This is a genomic window from Vagococcus penaei, from assembly GCF_001998885.1.
Taxonomy (GTDB): Bacteria; Bacillota; Bacilli; order Lactobacillales; family Vagococcaceae; genus Vagococcus; species Vagococcus penaei.
Map to the genome: position 1 here is coordinate 390,394 of NZ_CP019609.1, position 23,454 is coordinate 413,847.

Consider the following 23,454-nt stretch of genomic DNA (forward strand, 5'->3'; position numbering starts at 1 on the left):
ACTAATCAGCATATATTGATTAAATCTTATTTTTTCAAGCATATAATTACCTCATTTTAGATAAATAAATATTTTCCATTTTTTTATTTCTGTCATAATATCATATCCTGAACATTCAAACATTTCTTGTGTTACAATAATTCTTTTACTATCAACTATTTTTTTTATCCAAATATCAATGTTTTCTGACAAACTAATAAAATTAACATTTTTAAATATATCGACTTCACTACTAATGGTATCTGAAACAACACAGGGTAGACCATTTACCTGTGCTTCAACAAGTGTTAGGGGGACTCCTTCATATAAAGAAGGAAATACCATGACATCCATAGCAGATAAAAATTTACCAACATCCTGACGATTACCTAATAATTTAAATTGAGCATTTAAATTATTATCGGAAATTTTTTTTTGAATACTATCTTTTAAACTACCATCTCCAATTAATAAAAATTTTACTTTTATTTTTTTTTTATCAAACTGCTCGCATATTTTGATCAAAAACTCTTGATTTTTTACGACTTCCATTCTACCAACATGACCTATTAGAATACAATTTTCTTCACAAGCTAATTCATTTCTAATTTTTTTTCTATTAAACAAATCGAATTTATATAACAAAAAATCAATTCCATTATTAATAACATCGAAGGGACTATCATTATATAAATATTTACCTGCATCTACTCCACAAGAAATTAATAAATCTGAATCACGAATAATAAGCTTTTTCATAGTTTTCTCATATAAGTGATAAATAAAATTATTAGTTTCTTTGCCATTGTTTGTACTATGTGAGTGAGAAATAATTAAACGAATGTTTGTTTTTCTTGCAGCATATGCCACTACTCCGTTATTTAATAACGTATGGCTATGTATTATTTCATAATTATTATCTGTAATTATTTTTTTAATATTTTTAACAAACCTCATATAACCATCTTTTGGAAAAGGTATATGATGGACTTTACTACCTCTTTTTAATGCTTCATTTTCTAAATTACCAATCTTATCTCCAAATACTATAAAATCATTTTGAAAAATATCTTGGCTTGTATATCTTAAAATATTCATAGCGACAGTTTCTGCTCCACCCGTTCTTAATTGGCCAATAACATGAACAATTCTTATCAAAAAACATCCCACCTATAACTGATATATTATTTATACTAGAATACTAGAAAAAACTATTAAAATTAAAATTTTATATACTTCTATTTTTAGATTCAGTTAATTTTTTATTTTTTATAAAGAATAACAGTAAAGTTACATTTTTTATAAAAAAATCTTCTTAGTTTTAACAGGATAATATAAGATTCTTTCTTGTAATCCTTTTGGCTTAAAATCTTGACTAATTTGTTTAATCTTTTCGTCATTTAATAATTCATTTATTCTAGAAATTATATTGCCATCGTGTCTGTATGAATTATAAATATCTGAATAAAATATTTTAAGAAAATAAATACTTAAATCCTTCTTTACACCATAATTTGTATAAAAATTGTTCAAATGTTCCAAGGGTATTTTCCTATTATAAAATTCATTTTTTCTGATTTTAGTCGTTAAAAAACTATCTGCTGTATAATAATTTAAAACATTATATTCGATATAATGAATTTTATTAGTTGCACTAAAATATTGCAAATTAAACAGAAAATCTTCTCCAACTTCTAACTTTTCATTAAATAATAAATTATATTTTTTTATTAATATAACAGTGTACAATTTATTATTGATATTATTAAATAATTTTAACTCTCGTAAATATTCAAATTGGTCTACTTTATTGGTTACCTTAGAAAAAAGTATTTTAGGATTTTCATTTGAAATTTGTTGATTTTTTTGATTAAAAACTTTTATATTTCCAATTAATAAATCATTATTGTAACTATTTTTATAATATTTATCTAGTGTTTCACAATTATACTCATCATCTGCATCTAAAAAAGATAAGTATTCAGTATCAACTTTTTTAATTCCAAAATTCCTAGCACTCGAAACGCCACCATTTAATTTATTAAATAAATATAAATTTAAATTCGTTGTTTTTTTATATTCTTTAACTACCTTTTCACTATTATCTACTGATCCATCATTAACAACGATTACTTTAAACAGCTTTTTAGATAACGTCTGATTTTCTAAACTACTCAATGTTCTAATTATTGTATTTTCTGAATTAAACATTGGTATTACAACAGTGATTTTTTCCATTATATACTTCCTTAATAATTATTGATTTAAATTCCGGTAATCAGATAAATATCTTTCATTACTAATTCGACATTGCTTATATTAAATTGTTTAGCCAGTTCCCTACTAGAATCAGAATAATTTTCTAAAATTAATTTATCAGATTTCATATTAACTAATCTATCCATAAAATAATCTACATCATTTAGATTATAAACAAAACCATTTTCATTTGGTATTACTAAGTCCCTATTTCCCCTAATATTTGATAATAACAATGGTTTCCCCATTGCCATTCCTTCAATAACATTGACCGGTAAACCTTCTCTAAAAGATGCTGATACTAAAACATCTGTAATTTCTAATATGTTTTTTATATCTGTACGATAGCCTAATAAATATACGTTGTCTTGTAATCCTAATATATTAATTTTATCTTCTAATTCTTTTTTCAAGTCACCTTTTCCAACCAATAATAATTTGAAGTTATCACCATGTAATTTAGCATAGTTAACAACATCAACGAGAAATGTTTGATTTTTATTTGTATTAAGCTCCCCGACACAAGTTAAAATAAAATCTTCTGAATGTAGTCCCATCTCAGTTCTTATATTCTTTTTTTCACTGTCAGATAAAGTTGGTCTAAATTTTTCTATATCTACTCCAACTCCGTTTACTAGCTCAACATTTGTTTTAAACTTTGAAGAAGCAATGTCATAGTCTTCCTGATTTATTGTAATTAATTTATCCGTATACTTAGTCAAATACTTTTCTACAGGATAATATAATAACCAATTTTGTACAGGTGCACCTTTAAAAAAGTGAAAACCATGTGCTGTATAAATAACTTTTGTAGGATAATTTTTAAATACTAATCTGCCGATAACACCCCCAACTGGAGTATGCATATGAACTAGTGAATAATCCTCTGTATCTTGTAATATTTTCAACTTTTTAAATGCCTTAAAATTTGACAAGGAAAACGGCGATCTTGCAAAATCAATTTGATGATAACTTACATTTAAATCGTCTAAACTATATTTAAAATTGTTAATCAAATCGAACGTAGCATTTCCATAATCATTAAAATTACAAGCAACATGAACTTCATATCCCAATTCTTGTAGTAATTTTATATTAGGCATATTAAATTTTTCAATCATTGAAGGAACGGTTGCTAATACTAATGCTTTTTTCATGTATGCTTCCCTCCATTCTTTACAATACCATAATATACTTTATTGGATTCTTCGATATTTTGAAGAACTAATGATGCAGCACCAACAATAATATCATTTCCTATTGAAACATTATTTATTATCGTACTTCCAATTCCAATCCATGTCTGGCTTCCAATACTTACTTGACCACCTAACGCAACATTAGGCGATAAATGGACAAAATCATTTATTGTGTTCTCATGTTCAACAATCGTAGCTGTATTAATTATGCAACCTTTACCAATAGTTGAGTCTACATTTATTGTTACATTTTGATGAATACTAGTACCTTCTTTGATTAAAACATTTAAACCTATTGTAGCTGTTGGATGAATTAAAGTAGCTATTTTTTTATGCATTTTTTCCAATTCAACTATAATTTTTTTACGGACCTCATTATTACCAATAGCAACAAAATAATCGTAATCATCTGGTAGCATTGGTAAATCTTCCATACTGCCAATAATCTTAAATTCCAAGCACTTTTTTAATACTGAATAGTTGTCATCTATAAATTCAATGCTATCCCATTTTTTCATATCAAATGCTATATTAGCACAAACCTTGCCATGACCACCGGCACCTATAATAATTAATCGCTTCATTTTATTCACCTGTAAATTCTTTCATGGTAACAGAATTATCTGCAGAAATACCATCTTTTTTCACTACTTTTAATACAGTCAATAAAATAATTTTACAATCAAAAAAGAAGGATATATCATTAACGTATTGGACATCTAATTTAAATTTTTCAGACCAAGATAGCGCATTTCTACCATTAACTTGTGCCCAACCTGTCAATCCTGGCCTTACTAAATGTCTTTTTCTCTGTTCATCATTATATAGTGGCAGGTATTTTACTAATAAAGGTCTAGGTCCAACGATTGACATATCACCTTTTAGTATATTCCATAATTCAGGCAATTCATCTAGACTTGTTGAACGAAGTAATTTACCAAATTTTGTTAATCGTTCACTATCAGGTAAAAGATTCCCTTCACTATCTGTTACAGAAGTCATTGTCCTAAATTTATACATATTAAAAATTTTATCATTTTTACCAGGTCTTGCTTGCTTGAAAATAACTGGTGAACCTAATTTAGTACGTACTAATATGGCAACAATTAACAAAACTGGTGATAGAATGATCATGGCTAATCCTGATAGACTAATATCTAACAAACGTTTAACATATTTTTTATAAATCATCTTATATCTATTCTCCAAATAGTTCTTTAATAATTTTAATAACTTCTAATTGTTGTGATTCTGTCATTTTAGTATCACTTGGCAAGCATACTCCTTGATTAAACAGCGTTTCAGCCACATCAGAACCAACATAATCATACTCTTCAAAAAATGGTTGCAGATGCATTGGTTTCCAAACAGGACGACTTTCAATATTTTCTTTTTCGAGTGCATCCATCACTTCTGTTGGAGTAACTTTACCTGTTAATAGCATGGGTGACAACCAATGATTAGAATATTCATTAGGTAGTTCACTTATAAACTCAATACCTTCAATTTGACCTAATTCACGTTTATATAAATCAAAAATCGCTCTTTTTTTAGTAACACGAGCATCTAATACCTTCAACTGTCCACGACCAATACCTGCGACTACATTGCTCATACGATAATTAAAACCTAATTCAGAATGTTGATAATGTCTTGCTTGATCGCGACTTTGTGTAGCCCAAAAACGAGTTTTTTTAATAGCTTCTTCATCATTTGATACGAGCATGCCCCCACCAGACGTTGTAATAATCTTATTACCATTAAATGAGAAGATACCAAATTCACCAAAAGTTCCTGTATATTGATTATTAAATGTCGTTCCTAAACTTTCAGCAGCATCCTCAATTAATGGAACATTGTGTGCATCACAAATTTCTTTAATTTCATCAATTTTAGCTGATTGACCGTAAAGATGAACTACAAGTACTGCTTTCGGTTGATATTTTTCAAAAGCATTTTTTAAAGCAACTGGATCCATATTCCATGTATCCCTCTCGCTATCGATAAAAACTGGCGTTGCATGTTGATAAATAATAGGATTGGCTGTTGCTGAAAAGGTTAACGATTGACAAAAAACAATATCTCCTTCACCCACACCAACACTTTTTAAAGCTAAATGGATGGCAGCAGTTCCTGATGATAGCGCAGCTGCATGTTTAATACCTACTTTATCAGTTAATTCATTTTCAAACTCATTGACATTTTTACCCAAAGGTGCAATCCAATTTGTGTCAAATGCTTCTTTTACATATTCTTGCTCATATCCTTCATCGCTCATATGTGGTGATGATAAAAATAATCGGTCTTTCATTTACTTCCCCTCCACTATCCTTCACTCGATTTTTTCGCATAGGCGATTAGTTCTTTAGCTAATTCTTGGTCACTCACTGGTAAATCAGTGACTTTTTCGATGACCTCTTCATAACTAAAGCCATTAACAGTCCCCACAAATATTTTATCATGGATTTGTTCTGGCGAGCGTTCTTTATCGACTAATAACTCTTCATATAGTTTTTCACCAGGACGAATACCACTTTCAACAATTCGTATCTCATGTTCACTGTGCCCACTTAATTTAATAATTTTCTTAGCCAAATCAACAATTTTTACCGGCTCACCCATATCTAAGATAAAGATTTCGCCACCTTTAGCGACTTGTTCTTTAAAGATTGGGACTACGCTACCTCGACTACCTAGTACGTTTCCAAAGCGTACCGCTGAAAATTTGGTGACGCCATGTTTGTTTAAGCCAGTTACAATCATCTCAGCAATTCGTTTAGTTGCACCCATGACATTTGGCGGATTAACGGCTTTATCTGTAGAAATCATCACAAATGATTGTACTTGGTGTTTTAACGCCATTTCAGCGACGTTTTTTGTCCCAAAAATATTATTTTTCACTGCTTCAGATGGATTGTATTCCATTAAAGGAACATGCTTATGAGCCGCAGCATGATAGATGATTTTTGGCTGATACTTACCAATAATATCATCCAAGCGATGTCGATCTTGAATATCAGCAATCACTGGGACTAGTTCGGTGTTTTTTTCACGAAATGTTTGTTGTAATTCACGATGGATTTGATAGATACTATTTTCACCATGACCTAGTAAAATAATGCGCTCAGGTGAGAACATCATCACTTGACGACAAATCTCAGAGCCAATCGAACCACCAGCACCGGTCACCATAACTGTTTCTCCGGTTACTTGTTGTTTGATAGCATCTACGTCTAACTTAATTTCATCACGACCTAATAAGTCAACCACATCAATTTCTCTTAGTTGGGCGGGTGACGTATTACCATTCATTGATAGCTCCTCGATAGAAGGCATCGAACTTAGTTCAACATCTAAAGGATTGGTAATATCTAGTAACCGTTCGTACTGTTTAGCGGTCATTGATGGGATTGCCACAATTAATTTATCAACCTCATAGTCAGAGACTAACTCTGGCAATGCTCCAAAGGTTCCTAAAACTTTTTTGCCACCTAAAACCATACCCACTTTATTTGGATCATCATCAAGAAAACCGACAATTTTACATTGTTGTTGATGTTTTCTTAGAGCATTAAATAGTAGTTCGCCACCATCACCTGCACCAAGAATCAAGACATTTTCCATCTTTTTTTTAACGGAAATGTTTTCTCTAGCCCAAGGTGATTGATCGACAATAACACGCCAGATAATACGACTACCAATAATTAGAGCTAATGATAAAAAGTATGATGAAACAATTTGTGCGACTAATACTTCTGTATTAAAAACATCTAACATCACAAAAATAACTAATTCAAATGCTAACACAATAGTCAATGTGGTGAAAATAGAAATAATCGCATTCAATCCAGTGTAACGATTAATGCGATTAAATACGTTTAGCACTGATCCTAAAACTATATAAGCTACCCATGACACTACGACTTGATACAATACAAATCGTAGTGATACGGTAGCGTAGGATTCAATAAAAATATAACTTAGCATTGCCGAAAAAATAATAATCAATGAGTCCACACTCATTAATACGGCAATTTTCATTCGTCTCCCCATAAAACAACACTTCCTTCATTTTTTTAAAACAATCCTAAAAATTTCTTGCGGTACTCTTTCTCAGGAAGAGTATGCGTTCTATCACCATTAATCACATCTTTTGCGGTTTGTTTAAAGTATTCTAGCTTTTCTTCGCCAAATTCTTTTTCTAATTTTGCTAAAGCTTCAGCAGTGAAGAAACCACGTCGCTCAGTGTTATGAGCATCGGATGCAAGTAAGTGCGCGTAATTATGTTTGATTAATAATTTCGCTGTTTTTTCAATTTCTTTACCAAATTCACCTACATAACTTGCATTTGTTACCTGTGTGATACAACCCATTTCGATAAATGGCAATAAAATATTGGGATTATGGATAATCGCTGTATTTCTTTCGGGGTGAACGATGATTGGTGTATAGCCGTTTGTACAAAGGTCAAATAAGACTTGTTCGGCGTAAGCAGGAACAGTTGCAGCAGGAAATTCAATCAAAATATAAATATTATTCAAATCAGCAAATAATATCGTATCTTTTTTGATACGGTCTAGTAGGTCTCCAGATAGTCGGACTTCTTGTCCTTCTAGAACAATTAGTGGAATACCGGCATCGTCTAACGCATCTTGCAAGTCTTGCACTTGTGTGATGACGGTGTCTTTTTCATTCGTAAAGACGCCGTTATTGTGGTGAGGAGTACATAATATATGGGTAATACCTTCAGAGACGGCTACACGAGCCATCTCTAAAGAATCTTCTAACGTTTTTGCACCATCATCAACGCCAGGTAAAATATGACAATGAATATCAACTGTCATGTTGTCAGCCTCCTTTAGTTATATGTGTAAGCATAATAGCCATGGCTATCTTCCACACCAGTGTAAACTGCACCGATAACGTTAGCTTGTACTTGGTTCAGTAGCTCCATGGCTTTCGTTAACATAAGTTTATTAGTGATGCCTTCTCGAACTGATAGTACCACGCCGTCAACTTGGGACGCGATAATTTGTGCGTCTGTTACTTGGACGACAGGCGGCATATCAAAAATGACAAAATCATAGTATTGACTGATAATCTTGATGACTTTACGCATCCGTGCAGATGATAATAATTCAGATGGGTTCGGTGATTTAGGCCCACTAGTAATCACGGATAAATTACTGATTTCAGTTTTTTGTGTCACGTCTTGTAGTGACATGCTACGAATACTGATTAGATTAGATAACCCTTTAGTGTTTTCTAAATCAAATGTCATGTGACATGTTGGTCGACGTAAATCAGCATCAATTAATAACGTATTTAGTCCAGATTGGGCAAAAGCGACAGCTAAGTTAGCGGCAGTTGTTGATTTACCTTCCATAGAACCCGCTGAAGTCATAACAATCGATTTAATTGGATGATCACCCTGTGAAAACTTAATATTAGTCCGTAGTGTTTTATATTGCTCCGAGGTTGGTGACTTTGGATCGGCCACAGTAAATAAGACAGAGCCAGTCGGTCGACTTAATTTATTTTTTTCTTTTCTAGCCATTAGTGTAGTTCCCCCTGTTAAAATAGTTCGATAGCTATCGTGAGCGTCGAGATGGTAATTGACGATAAGGTGGTCTTGATGAATCCTCATGATCCTCTTTGATTTCAGATGTTAATTCTGAAAGATTAATATCTGATAAGTCAATAGTCTGATCATTAAACTCTAAATCACGGTCTAAGCCATCGACTTCCATCGAAATATCACGCATAACATTATCTGTCTCAAAAGTAATATTGCCTTCTTCCATGACAGAAATCTGTGTTTTTTTCAGCTGGTTCATATGACGTTTATCAAATGACGGTACTGCGGCCAAGATTGGTAGACCTAGCGTTTCTGTCACAAATTCTTGTGATTTAACCGTCCGATTAAAGAGTTCGGATAATAGTGCAATTCCCACCCCAATAATAAAACCTAAAATAACTCCAATCGCTAAATTGATTGTTTTATTTGGTGACACAGGCTGCTCGTTAACTTCGCCTTTTGAGATGATTGACACCTTATCAGCACTCGTATATTTTTTTGCTTCTTTTTGGAAAACTGATGCCACAACGTTGACCATATTAGCTGCTTCAACTGGATTTTCAGCTGTTGCTTTAATTGAAAACATTTGCGAGTTTTGTGTCTGTTCAACACTGATCATTTCGCTTAAGCTTTTACTGGTCCCCTTAAAACCAGATTCTTTTGCTAAAATATCAGTGGCTTCTTCCATAACGACGTTCCCCTTAATAAAATCTTTATAGGTATTAATCATTAATAGATTGGTATTAACCGCATCTTGCGTGACAGTCCCCGTTTTTGATTCTTGAGCTGTCGCAATCAATTGCGTTGTTGAACTATACTTTGGTGTAATAACGAAAAAAGTTAAAATAGCTGATATCCCCAAAGCAATAAAAATAAAGACCAAAATAATCAATATTTTTTTCTTTAATAATGACAAAATTTCCTGTAAACTAATTGTTTCTTCCATTTTTCCCCTCCGTAATCTGGCATAAGACAATTTTAACCATTTTAGTATATCATAACACAATCGTTATTTAATAAGAAATATCCGATTTACTCATAAAAACATCCGATTTTTAAATAAACTCTCATTATAGCAATTGTTTAATAATTGTCACGATATTCTGACTAGCATGACCATCTCCATAAGGATTATCGGCTAAAGTTGCTTGATTGTATAGGTCTTGATTCGTTAATAGCCGTTTTGCAGTTTGATACACTGTCTCGCCGTCCGTTCCAACTAAGGTCAAAATCCCCGTTTCAAGTCCTTCTGGTCGCTCTGTTGTATCGCGTAAAACAAGGACAGGTTTTTTTAACGAAGGCGCTTCTTCTTGGATGCCACCCGAATCACTCAAGATTAGGTCGACTTCCGCCATACAGTTATGGAAATCAATCAACTCCATTGGTTCAATAAGAAAGATACGTGGGTGATTAGCTAAATATTCTTCAGCTAGTGCCATCACTTTAGGATTGGGATGGACTGGATAAATCACATCAACATTTCCTAAGTCATCGACTAATTTACGGACGGCGGCAAAGACTTGACGCATCGGCTCACCGATATTTTCACGGCGATGCATGGTTAAGAGTATCTTTTGATGGCTGGCTGTTAATTTATCAGCAACCAGATGCGTAAAACCTTCACGCGTTGTTTGCTGTAAGGCATCAACAACTGTATTGCCAGTCACATAGATTTTTTCAGCGTCAATATTTTGTTTTAAAAGATTCTGACGGCTAAGTTCCGTTGGCGCAAAATAAATGTCCGTTAACACATCGGTCATTTGGCGGTTCATCTCTTCTGGAAAGGGTGCCGATTTATCCCACGTTCTAAGGCCTGCTTCAACATGACCAATTTTTATTTGGTGATAAAATGCGGCCAGACTCGCTACAAATGATGTTGTCGTATCACCATGGACTAATACTAAGTCTGGTTTTTCTTGGGTCAGAATATCGTCTAGTTGCATCAAGACACGACTTGTCAGCTGTGATAAGGATTGATTAGGTTGCATGATATTCAAATCATAATCGGGAACGATTGAAAAGCTATCAAGAACTTGGTCTAACATATCACGATGTTGTGCTGTTACCACGACTACTGAATCTAACGTATCTGACTTTTTTTCTAATTCTTTAACTAATGGTGCCATCTTGATTGCTTCAGGGCGTGTCCCAAAAATACTCATTATTTTTTTCTTCATAGTAGTTAGTTCCTTTCCAAACTTTTCTAAAAAAAAAGAGGGAAATTACTCCCTCTTGGAAATCTTTGTCAGACGTGCTTAAAACTGGATATATGCTAGATATTTTTCCAAGCCGTCTTTGACTGAGTAATGGCTCTTGTAGCCTAGACTTTGTAGCTGACTGATATCAGCATAAGATTCTTTTATATCCCCTTGACGTTCAGCTTCTTTGACTACGGGAACTGAGACATTCGTTAATTGCGCTAATAAATCTAATAAATCAGTCAAGGTGGTCTGATTGGTTGTCCCAACATTGAAAACATTTCCTCGAGCCACGTCTTTATCAGCAACTAATAGCAAGGCTTGAATGACATCCTCAATGTAGACAAAGTCGCGAGTTTGTTGACCATCGCCAAATAATGTGAAGCTTGTGTTTTCACCAGCCTTAGCCGCTGAAAAACGATCAATCATAATCGAAATTACACCAGAATATGGTGAAGCTGGATTTTGATTTGGTCCGTAAACATTAAAGAAACGGACAGCTGCTGTTGGTACCTGATATAAATTATTATAAGCCAATACATATTTTTCAGCAGCAAATTTATCAATTGCATAAGGTGTCAAAGGTCGAATAACAGATTCTTCGGCTTTTGGTAATGTTGGTTCATCCCCATAGACAGCTGCTGATGATGAAAAGACTAATCTTTTTAAATCAGGCTGATACTGACGAACTAATTCTAATAGTAAAAGAACACTCTCAAAGTTTACTTGGTGTGTTTCAACTGGACGTTCAACTGAATCAGCCACACTAGCAATCGCTGCTAGGTGGAAGATATAATCAAAGTTTGTTGTTTTTAACAATTCTGTCATTAAATGGGCATCCGTCACATTTCCTTCAATAAACTCTAAGTTTGCTGACGTCATTAGATTACTTTTTTTCCCCATTGATAAATCATCAACAACCACTACATGATGACCGTTAGTCATTAAATGATTCGCTAAGTTTGAGCCAATAAAACCGGCTCCACCGGTAATTAAGTAGTTACTCATGTATTAATTCCTCCTTGGATTCATGATTGATAAACTGGTAAAAGTGTTGAATCGCTTGTTGGTTATAAGCATAAGGATTAAATGATTCAAAGTGCACATCACCTTTAGCGACAACCGTCATGGCTTGCTTAACACCAGATACATCATTTGTCGCCGTTAAATAACCAAAGCGTCCATCCTCTAAGACATCTCGACAAGCAGGTATATCCGTTGAAATAATTGACATGCCGAGTGTCATTGCTTCTAATAATACCATTGGTTGTCCTTCATATAAAGAGGTTAAAACAAAAACATCGCATCGCTTCATGAATGGGAACGGATTAGCTATTTGTCCGACTAATTTAATACGATCTTCAAGTTGGTGTTTTTCAACAGCTTCTTTTAAAGCCTTCATTTCAGTACCAGCACCAATGATATAAAGATAGCCAGTTTGTTGCTCGGCATAATAGGCTGCAAAAGCATCAACTAATTGCACTTGATTTTTTTCGGGTGACAAACGTCCCATCGTAACAAAATTAATCTCATCAGCTTTCGGGTAAGGAATATAATAACCTTCGCTATTAAACATGCCATAGGCTAAGCTCTTTTCAGTATCCTCTTGATCTACCCAAACTAATTTATCGTGCCATTCAACTTGTAAATACACTTTAGCAGTTGTTACGACTAGCTCACGCACTACTTTCACTGTATCTAAAGATTTAACTAACTGACTTTGATTGCTTAAAATATTTTGTGGTGTCGAATACACGTTTATTTCACTAGGCAATAATGACACATAATAGAAAGTATCATTTTCTGAATAAATAGTCGGTTCATTGATTGTTGTTAAAGATAATTGATCTTGTGGCACCCAAACAAAAGTTTTATCCATTCTTTGAATTAAATACCAGTTACCGTAACTATTTGTATTTAATGAGTGAACGTACACTGTGTCCATTGTACCAAGAGAGATTTTTTCTGCTTCAGGATTTGGTGACACAAAACCTGTCAAATCAATTGGTAACGAATTGTGATAATAATCTAAGAAGTTAATTCGCTTGATTGTTTGCTCTTTTAAGCGAGCTAATTTTTTACGACGATTCACTCGATTAAACGTTGTGATGATCTTACGACCTAACTTTTTAGCGACTGAAACCTTACCTGTTGATGATTGATTAAATCGTTTTGATAAACGAATCGTTGATAGTGGTAAATAGCCGTAGTGTTTGCCATCAATTCTTACTGGAACTGATTGCATTGTATGTGTCGCGATAACATTAGGCACTGTCACATATACGTTACGCAAGTAGTGAGCATTCCCAAGCCTCACTGTTTCTTCTAAACCAATCGGCCCATCAAATAATTGATTACGAGAACTTGTCGCTATTTTACCAAAGTACGAAACTTCTTCTTGGCCCAACACACTATCTGGCAATACTTCAATATCAGTTTCTTTGACCCATCCAAGATAGCAATTAGACTGACTAATTTTATAATAGGTATCCTCGCCATCGGTAAATTCGCCTAAAACATCAACCTCTTGCTGTTTAATTTCAAGACGTTGTTCTTTAGCATAGCAAAAATCCGGTCGAGCATTATAACCGATTAAAACAGAATCCTGATCTATTAGTATACGGCCAGTTCTTGGTAAAATTTTTGTTTTAGCAATGACTGTTTCCGACTCATCGGTTACCTTGCCTAAAATACGGTCAGGATTAATCGTATTTGGGCTATAAACAAATTTTTCTGGTGCGGCATATTTTTGTAGATTGGTTACATTAACTTGTCGAGTAGTGTCAGACACCGATACTAAGTAATCAAAGCGGTGATAGAGACTAAACAAGCCGCGTAAATTAACCTTATGCACTTTACGTCCATTAACTGTACGATCCATATCAGATTGCATATCACTATGCATGTAACACATCTTAGTATTAGCTGTGCTAGCTAATAGAATTTTGGCCCAATAAAGGCTATACCCGCTAAAGTCAATAGCCACATCATAATGCTGATTACCTAATAAGCGTAAACATTCACGTTGATAAATTTCATTTGGGTACTGTGATTCGTGCTTAAATCCCCGTGCTTGAATCCGTAAATCTTGGTAAGCTTCTTTAACCGTATAATCAGATGCACCAAAACGAAAGAGTAAATGTGTGGTTTTTGGTAATTGGCGGATATTGGCAATTTGTTCAGCTGATCGTGGTTGGTCTAAGAAACACGTCACATCATATACAGTAGCATCAATATTTTGAATAAGATTAATTAAACTACTTGTAATGCCATTATTCCGCATGCCACCAGGATAAATCAATAACTTTGTTTTTTTAGGTGACTGGATAATATTAAATGGCTTTGTTTCTGGTAATTTACCATACAAAATATAGTCCACATAGCGTTTAGTCGTTTGACCGTCATCATACGGCACAAACCGTGTTTTAAATAACTCATAGTTGGCGCGACTTTTCTCAGTGACTTGCTCCAAATGACGAATATTTGTTTTTAACTCTTCTAACGTAAATGCAACAGGTCCAGGCAGTTCGTCGTACTCAAAATACTTGCCACGATCACTTGTGTATAAATCATCATCCCAACAATAAAAAAGAATTGGTTTGTCCGTAACTAAAAAATCAAAGAATATGCTGGAATAGTCTGTAATTAAAACATCCACAATACCAAGGACTTTATTTGTATCCAGACAATCTGGAATTAAGTATGGTGCTAATTTATCATATGTGCTAGCAGCTTTATATAAAAATGGGTGTACCTTAACTAAAACATTGTACTGGTCACCAAACTCTGATCGGATAGATGCCAATTCAGTATGGATTTGTTCTAAGTCATTTCGTGCACTTGAAATATTAGAGCCTTTCCAAGTAGGTGTGTACATAATAATTTTTTTACTTAAATCAATTTGTTTTTTAAATTCAAACAATAACTTTAATAGTTCATCATGATTGGTTTTAAACGTTTGATCAATTCGTGGATATCCAGCTTCTAATACTTGCCCTTCATAGCCACCACGTAAACGATAACTATCCAAGTACATCTGGCTAGTATGATCATTTGGACTAATTAAAAAAGAGGACATAAAAAAATTGCGCACAACATTTTTAGCACCAGATGGATTTCCAGGAATATCATATCCCATTGTTTTCAGCGGTGTGCCATGCCATGTATTAATATAAGTTTGCTCAGGTTTAATAATGACATATTGTTGGAATGTTGCATTATTAATTAAATACTGCGCTTGGCAAAGCCATTTTAGATACTCATCTGAATCGCGAACGACAAAATGGACATTACTCATGTTGACATATTTTCGCTGAATAATTGCTAATTCTTCTGATTGAACGACACTCCAGATAAATGTTTGTTTCTTATCGGTATCTTGCGCTAATAAATACTCAAAAATAGCAAGCGGAGAATCCGTCATTGACTGCCCGTCACGACTTTCAAATAAAAATGTCTCAGGGACGACACTCTCTGTTTTAAAATATTTTGTATACGTGTCAATAATCTTACCACTCGCAGATAACTTCGGCTTAAGCGCTGGTGTGACAAGACGTTTAACATTTTGTTTAACTCCCAATTAAATCCCTCTTTCATCTTTAAACACTTGTCGTACAATTAATTCCGCATTATGACCCGTTTCTCTTTCAGAGAATAGTTGTCTAAATTGCGTGTACGTATCAGTTTTTAGTTTTTCTGGATAGTGAATGAATTTCACTAATAAACGAAGTAAATCAGCTCGATGATTGGCAATTGGGCCAGGAATCAAGTGATCTAAATCAAAATAAAATCCTCGTAATTCTCTTTCGTATTCGGCTCTATCAGGTAAATAATAAATAATTGGTCGATTCGTTAGACTGTAATCAAACATACATGATGAGTAGTCAGTTATAAGTAAGTCACTGACAAGCAATAAATCACTCATATCTACACCAGTTGACACATCGAGAATATTGACTTGATCGCTAAAATCAAAGTCTTTCGCAACCAAATAATGCATACGGACTAGTAAAAATAAGTCATCAGTAAAATTATCCGTTATTTCATCGAATGGAAAATTTAATGTGAAATCATAACTGCGGCCATTATGTGTTTCAGTCTCACGCCATGTTGGTGCATATAAAACTACACGTTGATTAAATGGAATACCTAAGCGACGTTTAATAGCCATTATTTGTTGCCCTTGATCATCACTAGGATAAAGTTCATCATTACGTGGATAACCATATTCAAGCATAGCCCCTTGATAGTGAAAGGCTTGTCTAAAAATATCTTCACTATACTGGTTAGGCGCGATTAAATAATCCCAACGAGCAGCCTCTTGAGCAACTTCTTGATTATAGCTTTCTTTAGTGTAACCTGGAATTTTTACATCTTTAATATCACAACCAATTTTTTTTAGTGGTGTACCGTGCCACGTTTGCAGGTAAGTGGTTGTTTTAGGTTTTGTTAGCCACAACGGTGTCCGAGTATTGATGACCCACGTTTTTGCGCGTGGCATAATAAAAAACCACTTTATTGAAAAACGAGTCACATAAGGAATATGAAGAGACTCAAATAGCTCTTCATACCCTTTTGTCACTCCCCATACTAACTGATAGTCAGGATAGTTTTTTTCCATAAACTGGTAGATTGCTCGCGGATTATCACTGTATTGCTTGCCATGAAAGCTTTCGAAATAAACAAGTTTTGCTTTAGGGAAACGCCCAATAACGGTAAATAGTTGACTTATAACTTTTTCGATAAACTTTTTCATCTCTTTATCTCCTATTTTTAAATGAAATCAACGAAACGCGCTCTAAATTTCATATGAATGTGTGATCCAATAATCATTAACACCATCACGATTAACCAAAAGAAAATTGTCTGAGTTCCTTTTTCCCAGAACCACGCACGTGATAAGAAAGAATCTCTAAAACCATTAATAATATAATAAATCGGGTTTAATTCTAAAATATGGATAAACCAGGCATGTCTACCTTTAAACATTGAATTAGTCGAGAAATTCCAAATTGGACCCGAAATATAAAATAGTAACCGTAAAACTGATTGTAACATAATATGATAGTCACGCACTAAAACCGTAATTGTTGAATTTAAAATACCAAAGGCAAATAGAAAAGCAATCATACAAAAGAAATAGTATAAATACTGTAACCAATAAATCGTGGGATAAACGCCAAAGCCAAACATTGTCGCTAGTAAAACGACCATCATCGCACGATAACTCACAAAATTACTTGCCATATTAACTGTGGGTAAGATACTCACAGGAAACTTCATTTTTGAGACCATACCAACTTGCTTATAGATACTATTAGACCCACCTAAAATTGACGAGTTAATGAAAAACCAAGCAATAATCCCGATTAACATCCAAACAATATAAGGAACGCCATCTTCTTCACGTCCGTTACTTAAACCAATTCCAAACACAAGATAGTAAATCCCTATTTGAATAGCCGGATTTAAGAATTGCCAAATCAAACCTAAATAATGACTTTGATAAGTCGCCTTTTCCTCATATTTGGAAATTCGACGTGTAATACCAAAATTTTGAAACTGCTCTAATAAAACTGTCTTTACATCATTCAACTTATTAACTCTCCTTAATGTCTTTCTGTGCCGCATGCCAACGATAGGCTTTGCTAATAAACACAGGAATTTGACCCATTCGATTTAGTCGTTTTAAATCACTACAAGATCGGTAGACCCATTCTAAATTGGTCTTGATAAAAAAGTCGGGCGCTCGTTTGACGAACCCACTGATTACATCAAAACTGCCACCAACTGTCTGATAAATTAAACAAGGTAGAGCGTCAATATGCTCGGCTAACCATAATTCTTGACGTGGTGAGCCTAGTCCAACAAATAGCATATCTGCTTGACTTTCTTGAATCTTATTAACGATGGCTTCATCAGATAAATCAGTATAGCCATCTAGATAGCCACCTAATGTTAAACGAGGGAAGTCTTTTTGAATATTAGCTGCTGCTTGTTTTATCACGTCTGGCTTAGCACCAAAAAGAAAAATTGATTTTTGATGACGATTCGCATAGGCTAAAGCCTCATGCATGACATCGATTCCCGCAACTCTTGTGTGAATATTGCCACCAGTCCATTGAGACATTTTAACAATCCCGATACCATCAGGAAAACGATGTGTGGATGTTTCAATAAATTGCTTCACTTGAGGGTTTTCCTCAGACATTAAAATAATTTGTGGATTAACACTAGTTAAAGTCATCTTTTCATTTAAATTGAAGGCACGAGAAAAGTCAGCAATAATATCATTCATTGTCACAATATCAATCGTCGTATTTAAAATTTTCTCTGTTTGATACGCCATAGTTATGCGTCACCCATTTCTCTTGTAATTTTATCTAATAAGCGCTCAATTGCCTGCCCATCATTATAAGTATGCCACATTTGTTTGAAATCTGTTAAATCAGTGGTCTTTTCATCTAAAATACGAGCGATGACATCTGTTGTTGTGTGACACACTGTTGGTGGTAACATCGCTTTAATATTAGGTTGTAGACCAGTCGTTTGACCGTAAGTCGCTTCATCATACCAATAAAAGACTAAACGCCCATGTGGTTTAATAAGTGCGTAATCAAAGGCAACTGATGAATAATCAGTTAGTAAGACATCGGCTTGTTGAACCAAATCATCTGCGGAGACACTTGCATTCGCATAAGTGACAAATGATGATTGATACAATTCAGCTGTTTGCCACAAACTATGTGGATGCTCTTTAATAATCAATCGGTAATGATCACCAAGGGCTTGTTCCAGTTGCTGAATATCTAATGGGTAAGTTGGAGACAAATTCTCCCGATATGTTGGTAAATAAACGATGGTTCGTTTAGACATCTCATGATCAGTCTCCACACTTGTCTGCATTGCATTGACTAAATAATCCGTTCGTGGAAAACCAGTGAGCCAAATTTGCGAAGCGGCCACACCGTAGCTACGTTCAAAAACATCCGCCATAGCCTCGGATCCTACCACAATGTAGTCCATAGCTTGATAGACCCTAGTAAAGCGTGCCCTATCTTTTGAGGAACGCTTTTGAGCTGTCAAATCTTCATAACCAAATTGCTTGATTGCACCTGTTGCATGCCAAATTTGAATGACTCTTAACCCATTAGATTTATCAATATCACCTAAAAAAGCAAAATAGTTGTCACAGACACACACACGAACTTTTTTTAGCTGTCTAATGCAACGTGTCAGATGACTTAGCCCATCCAATGGAAGACAGGTTACAGCGACCAATCCTTGCAAACGCTTGACGTCTGGCAAACAATTCTTAGTATAAAAAACTGTCACTTTATAGCGCTCACTTAACGCGGCAATAAGGCCATAATCATTATTAGGAAAACTCATCAAATAGACAATTTCTTTTTGCTGTTCACTTTTACTCAAACGCGAGACAGCTCTAACATATTTGTCATAGATTTGTTTCGACGCACTAATCAATGTCGCTTTCATTTGGCTACACATGCTCCTCAATGGTTGACGGCTTGTCATTTATGTCGTCAGTTAGTTGAGAAAAAAGTTGACCTGGGTTAGTAATCACAGAATTAAATGATTTGCCACTAATATAAATTCCTCCAAAGAAAAATAAGCCAAGAATCATTAACACAAGCGAAATTTTGGTTAATAAGGACATTTTACCAATTGAAGGACCTTTAAGCGCTACGGCCTCGTGACCTCTTTCAGTCGCGACCTCCGCTAATTGCTCACGGTTAAAGTTCCGTTGTTTTTTCTTATAGTCTGCTTGATAATTCTTTTTTGTTTCCGCATTTTGGGCACGGAACCATTTAATAAATTCATTGTAATGAGCGACTACTTCTTTTGTTTCACCGTACTCACGTAATTCACCATAGTGAATCCAAGCAACTTTGTCACATAGTTTTTCAATTTGACCAATCGCATGAGACACAAAAAAGATTGTCTTCCCTTGTTCTTTAAAACTTAAAATACGATCGACACATTTTTGATAGAATGTATCATCACCAACCGATAGTGCCTCATCAATGATTAGCACGTCAGGGTTATTATGCACAGCGATTGAGAATCCTAGTCGAGCTTTCATCCCACTAGAATAGTTTTTAACGGGCTGATCAATAAAATCACCCAAATCAGCAAAGGCTTTAATATCTTCTAACATATCGTCGATTTCTTCGTTCGTAAATCCACTCATCAGACATTTTAAACGAATGTTTTCTAAGCCAGTTAATTGGCCTTTAAGTCCAGCACCAATTGCAATGATTGATGTCTCACCATTAATCGTCATTTGGCCAGTTGTTTGAGGGATAATACCGGCTAAAATATTTGATAGCGTTGACTTACCAGAACCATTGATACCAATTAAACCAATTGTTTCACCAGAATAGACGGTTAAATCAATTCCTTTGAGTCCCCAGAAATGTGGAACATCTTTTTGAGAAAACTTAAATAACGCTTTAATTTTGTCAGATTTCTTTTTATATAAATCAAATTCTTTTGTCACCATTGTTAATTTTACTTTGATATTATCTTCTTGTTTCACTTCGATCCATCCTATTCTGTCATACTGATCTATTGTATTGAAACCTCATAGAGATTTTACACTAATTCGTTGCATTTTTCAAAAATACTCTTTAAATTTATTAGAAACTAAAGATATTAGTAACAAAAAAGCCATTTTCCCCGAAAGAAAAACGGCTCTTAGTGTTAGTTGTCGACCGCTAATCCATCTTGCGGATACGTCTCAGGTGCTACAACACCATTGGATTCAAATTTAAATCCAGGTTCATCACGTTCATCTTTTTGATCTAATCCTAAAGATACGCGCATTTTGTGTGAAATATATTCAATACTATCTTTGTGTAAACCGACCATGCTAACTGGTTCGCCATACGGATTATAGTCAAAACTCATCCAAGAAAAGGTATAAGAATTAAATTTATATTTTTTCGTTAAACCAGATTGTACCACAGATAAAATCTTATCAGACGGCATATCCGTTTGAATATGACCATCCAATGCATTTAAAATATTTTTATACTTAGCAATCGATCCAACATCCATCGCCTTATGGGCAACAGCCTCTAAGACTTCTTGTTGTCGTTTTCCACGTTCGACATCATTATCAACATAACGTGTCCTTGCAAAGGCTAAAGCTTGTTCGCCATTTAATTTGTGACGCCCTTCTTTTAACTCGACAACTTTTTTACCTTGAGCATTTTGTTCAGTCAACGTAAATGGTACGTCAATGTCGACACCACCAAGTGCATTAACTACCTCTTCAAACGCCTGGAAATCAACTGTCACATAATAATTAATTGGAACGTCTAGTAAACTTTCGACAGAATCAATAGTCGTATCAATGCCACCGTAAGAAAAAGCTGAATTAATCTTATCTTTACCAGTAAATTCATTCGAATTAATCTGGGTATAGGTGTCTCGTGGAATACTCACCATATCAATAACTTCATGTGTCGGGTTCAACGTTAAAAGGAGCATCGAATCTGTTCGGGCACTACCAATATTTCGTTCATCGTTATCATCTAGTCCTAAAACTAAAATCGAAATAGGATCTTTTTGTACGTCGATATTGTCATTAATTTTATCTTTGCCACTTCGAGGATGATACGAATCATTTAAGAACTTATTCGAATCACTGAGCATTTTAACCCCATAGCCAACACCTGCCAAGATTAAAAGTAATAACATAATGCTAATTACTTGACCTATACGTACCGCTACATGTTTTGATTTTTGTTTACGACTTCTTCGTCTTTGAGTTTGCTGTTGCTCTCCTTCATTTAAGGTCGCAAGCTCATAACGCTTATGTCGATTATTTCTATCTTTTCTACTCAATGAAAAAACTCCCATATCTTCAATCTTTTTGTCCTAAGCGTTCTGTAGGTAGAACAATTATACATAATACTATACCATAGAGTTTTATTGAAATATATAACCAAATAAATATAACTAAATCTTAAATATTTTTTAAAACTTTATTTTTCCGTAATTGTGTCTCTATCACTAATCGGGTATAATAAAATTTGAATTGCGAAAGTAGGTATATGTATATGAGTTTTATAACCACCTTGCTGCTTCGCTTATTAATTACGGCAATCTTTGCGGCTGCAATCACGCCTCTCGTCCGATTATTGGCGTTTAAAATTGGTGCCGTAGATATTCCAAATAAGCGACGGATTAACAAAAAAATTATGCCTAGTGCTGGTGGATTGGCGATTTATATTGCTTTTTCATTGTCATTAGTTGTCCTTTTCCAAGACATAATCCCTTTATTTTATAGTTTAAATATCATTGCATCATCTGGTATTATTGTCATCACTGGTTTACTTGATGACGTTATTGAGCTCACACCAAGGCAAAAGCTTTTCGGGATGATTTTAGCTGCTGTTTATGTATGTTTCGTTTTTGATATTACCATTCAAACGGTGACCTTACCTTATTTTGGGACGATTACCTTAGGGATTTTAAGCTATCCTGTCACTATTTTATGGATTATCGCTTTGACCAATGCAATCAATTTAATTGATGGTTTAGATGGTCTGGCATCGGGTATTTCTATTATCGCCTTAACAAGTATTGGATTTGTTGGTTATATTGGTAGTTCGACTGGGGCCGTTAAGTTACAAGTACCCATTACGATTTTTATTTTACTATTCAGTATTATTGGTTTTTTCCCATTTAATTTCTTTCCAGCAAAAATATTTTTAGGTGATACTGGGGCACTATTTTTAGGCTTTATGATATCCGTCTTATCCATCCAAGGTCTCAAAAATGCAACGTTTATCTCTTTAATTACACCCCTAGTGATTTTAGGCGTTCCGATCACTGATACTATTTTTGCAATGCTTCGCCGAAAATTAAATAATCGACCCATTTCCTCCGCCGATAAAATGCATTTGCACCATCGTCTGTTGTCCTTAGGCTTTACGCATCGCGGAGCAGTTATTATGATTTATTGTTTAGCAATTGTTTTTTCTCTAATTGCTTTACTTTATATGTATACTAACACCTGGGCGACTATTTTACTGATTATTAGTTGTGCGTTTGGTATCGAACTTTTAATCGAGCTTTTAGGTTTACTTGGTACTGATCGACAACCGATGTTAACTTTATTTAAATTTATTGGCAATAGAGCCTATCGTCAAAAAAAAATGGCTAATTATCACGAAAAAAAGAACGATAAGTCGGAATAAGTGATACTCAC

20 protein-coding genes are annotated in these 23,454 nt (G+C 34.2%); 1 reads left to right on the forward strand and 19 read right to left on the reverse strand.

Going from position 1 to position 23,454, the window contains the following annotated elements; translation table 11 throughout:
* Window positions 1–51 precede the first annotated feature (51 nt).
* The 19 genes from BW732_RS01845 to BW732_RS01935 all read right to left on the reverse strand — a co-directional run bounded on the left by BW732_RS01845 (window position 52) and on the right by BW732_RS01935 (window position 22,085).
* Window positions 52–1,137 carry a glycosyltransferase gene (locus BW732_RS01845; protein WP_077275191.1) on the reverse strand — a complete coding sequence of 362 codons (1,086 nt, stop codon included), beginning with the start codon at window positions 1,135–1,137 and terminating at the stop codon, window positions 52–54.
* A 141-nt stretch (window positions 1,138–1,278) separates the two neighbouring features.
* Window positions 1,279–2,217 (reverse strand): glycosyltransferase family 2 protein, encoded by a 939-nt coding sequence (locus BW732_RS01850; RefSeq protein ID WP_077275192.1) that lies wholly within the window; start codon window positions 2,215–2,217, stop codon window positions 1,279–1,281.
* 26 nt (window positions 2,218–2,243) lie between these two features.
* The gene (locus tag BW732_RS01855) at window positions 2,244–3,395 is read right to left on the reverse strand and encodes a glycosyltransferase family 4 protein (RefSeq protein ID WP_077275193.1); all 1,152 of its coding nucleotides are present in this window, start codon (window positions 3,393–3,395) and stop codon (window positions 2,244–2,246) included.
* On the reverse strand, window positions 3,392–4,021 hold the full coding sequence (locus BW732_RS01860; RefSeq protein ID WP_077275194.1) for an acetyltransferase: 630 nt from the start codon (window positions 4,019–4,021) through the stop codon (window positions 3,392–3,394). The genes BW732_RS01855 and BW732_RS01860 overlap by 4 nt, the downstream gene beginning before the upstream one ends.
* Window position 4,022: 1 nt before the next feature.
* On the reverse strand, window positions 4,023–4,628 hold the full coding sequence (locus tag BW732_RS01865; RefSeq protein ID WP_077275195.1) for a sugar transferase: 606 nt from the start codon (window positions 4,626–4,628) through the stop codon (window positions 4,023–4,025).
* 7 nt (window positions 4,629–4,635) lie between these two features.
* Window positions 4,636–5,748, reverse strand: a complete 1,113-nt coding sequence (locus BW732_RS01870; RefSeq protein WP_077275196.1) for a DegT/DnrJ/EryC1/StrS family aminotransferase — start codon at window positions 5,746–5,748, stop codon at window positions 4,636–4,638.
* A 14-nt stretch (window positions 5,749–5,762) separates the two neighbouring features.
* On the reverse strand, window positions 5,763–7,490 hold the full coding sequence (locus tag BW732_RS01875) for a nucleoside-diphosphate sugar epimerase/dehydratase (protein ID WP_077275197.1): 1,728 nt from the start codon (window positions 7,488–7,490) through the stop codon (window positions 5,763–5,765).
* 23 nt (window positions 7,491–7,513) lie between these two features.
* Window positions 7,514–8,281 (reverse strand): tyrosine-protein phosphatase, encoded by a 768-nt coding sequence (locus BW732_RS01880; RefSeq protein ID WP_077275198.1) that lies wholly within the window; start codon window positions 8,279–8,281, stop codon window positions 7,514–7,516.
* Window positions 8,282–8,295: 14 nt separating this feature from the next.
* Window positions 8,296–8,994 carry a CpsD/CapB family tyrosine-protein kinase gene (locus BW732_RS01885; protein ID WP_077275199.1) on the reverse strand — a complete coding sequence of 233 codons (699 nt, stop codon included), beginning with the start codon at window positions 8,992–8,994 and terminating at the stop codon, window positions 8,296–8,298.
* A 34-nt stretch (window positions 8,995–9,028) separates the two neighbouring features.
* Window positions 9,029–9,961, reverse strand: coding sequence for a YveK family protein (locus tag BW732_RS01890; protein ID WP_077275200.1), 933 nt, complete (start codon window positions 9,959–9,961; stop codon window positions 9,029–9,031).
* Between the two features lie 124 nt (window positions 9,962–10,085).
* Entirely contained in the window at window positions 10,086–11,192 is a 1,107-nt protein-coding gene (gene wecB, locus BW732_RS01895) for a non-hydrolyzing UDP-N-acetylglucosamine 2-epimerase (RefSeq protein ID WP_077275201.1), read from the reverse strand.
* A 78-nt stretch (window positions 11,193–11,270) separates the two neighbouring features.
* Window positions 11,271–12,221, reverse strand: coding sequence for an NAD-dependent epimerase/dehydratase family protein (locus BW732_RS01900; RefSeq protein ID WP_077275202.1), 951 nt, complete (start codon window positions 12,219–12,221; stop codon window positions 11,271–11,273).
* Window positions 12,214–15,792 carry a CDP-glycerol glycerophosphotransferase family protein gene (locus tag BW732_RS01905; protein WP_077275203.1) on the reverse strand — a complete coding sequence of 1,193 codons (3,579 nt, stop codon included), beginning with the start codon at window positions 15,790–15,792 and terminating at the stop codon, window positions 12,214–12,216. Before BW732_RS01905 ends, BW732_RS01900 begins: the two co-directional genes overlap by 8 nt.
* On the reverse strand, window positions 15,793–16,968 hold the full coding sequence (locus BW732_RS01910) for a CDP-glycerol glycerophosphotransferase family protein (RefSeq protein ID WP_077275204.1): 1,176 nt from the start codon (window positions 16,966–16,968) through the stop codon (window positions 15,793–15,795).
* A gap of 17 nt (window positions 16,969–16,985) precedes the next feature.
* On the reverse strand, window positions 16,986–17,807 hold the full coding sequence (locus tag BW732_RS01915) for an ABC transporter permease (protein WP_077275205.1): 822 nt from the start codon (window positions 17,805–17,807) through the stop codon (window positions 16,986–16,988).
* A gap of 4 nt (window positions 17,808–17,811) precedes the next feature.
* Window positions 17,812–18,561, reverse strand: coding sequence for a WecB/TagA/CpsF family glycosyltransferase (locus tag BW732_RS01920; protein WP_077275206.1), 750 nt, complete (start codon window positions 18,559–18,561; stop codon window positions 17,812–17,814).
* Window positions 18,562–18,563: 2 nt separating this feature from the next.
* Entirely contained in the window at window positions 18,564–19,709 is a 1,146-nt protein-coding gene (locus BW732_RS01925) for a CDP-glycerol glycerophosphotransferase family protein (protein ID WP_161485496.1), read from the reverse strand.
* A gap of 4 nt (window positions 19,710–19,713) precedes the next feature.
* Complete coding sequence (locus tag BW732_RS01930) at window positions 19,714–20,736, reverse strand: ABC transporter ATP-binding protein (RefSeq protein WP_077276845.1); 1,023 nt, start codon at window positions 20,734–20,736, stop codon at window positions 19,714–19,716.
* 200 nt (window positions 20,737–20,936) lie between these two features.
* Window positions 20,937–22,085: an LCP family protein gene (locus BW732_RS01935; RefSeq protein WP_161485497.1), complete on the reverse strand. Its 1,149-nt coding sequence runs from the start codon at window positions 22,083–22,085 to the stop codon at window positions 20,937–20,939.
* A 215-nt stretch (window positions 22,086–22,300) separates the two neighbouring features.
* Between BW732_RS01935 and BW732_RS01940 the strand changes: the two genes are divergently transcribed.
* A complete protein-coding gene (locus BW732_RS01940) occupies window positions 22,301–23,443 on the forward strand; it encodes a glycosyltransferase family 4 protein (RefSeq protein WP_077275209.1) in 1,143 nt (380 codons plus the stop codon).
* Window positions 23,444–23,454: the final 11 nt, after the last annotated feature.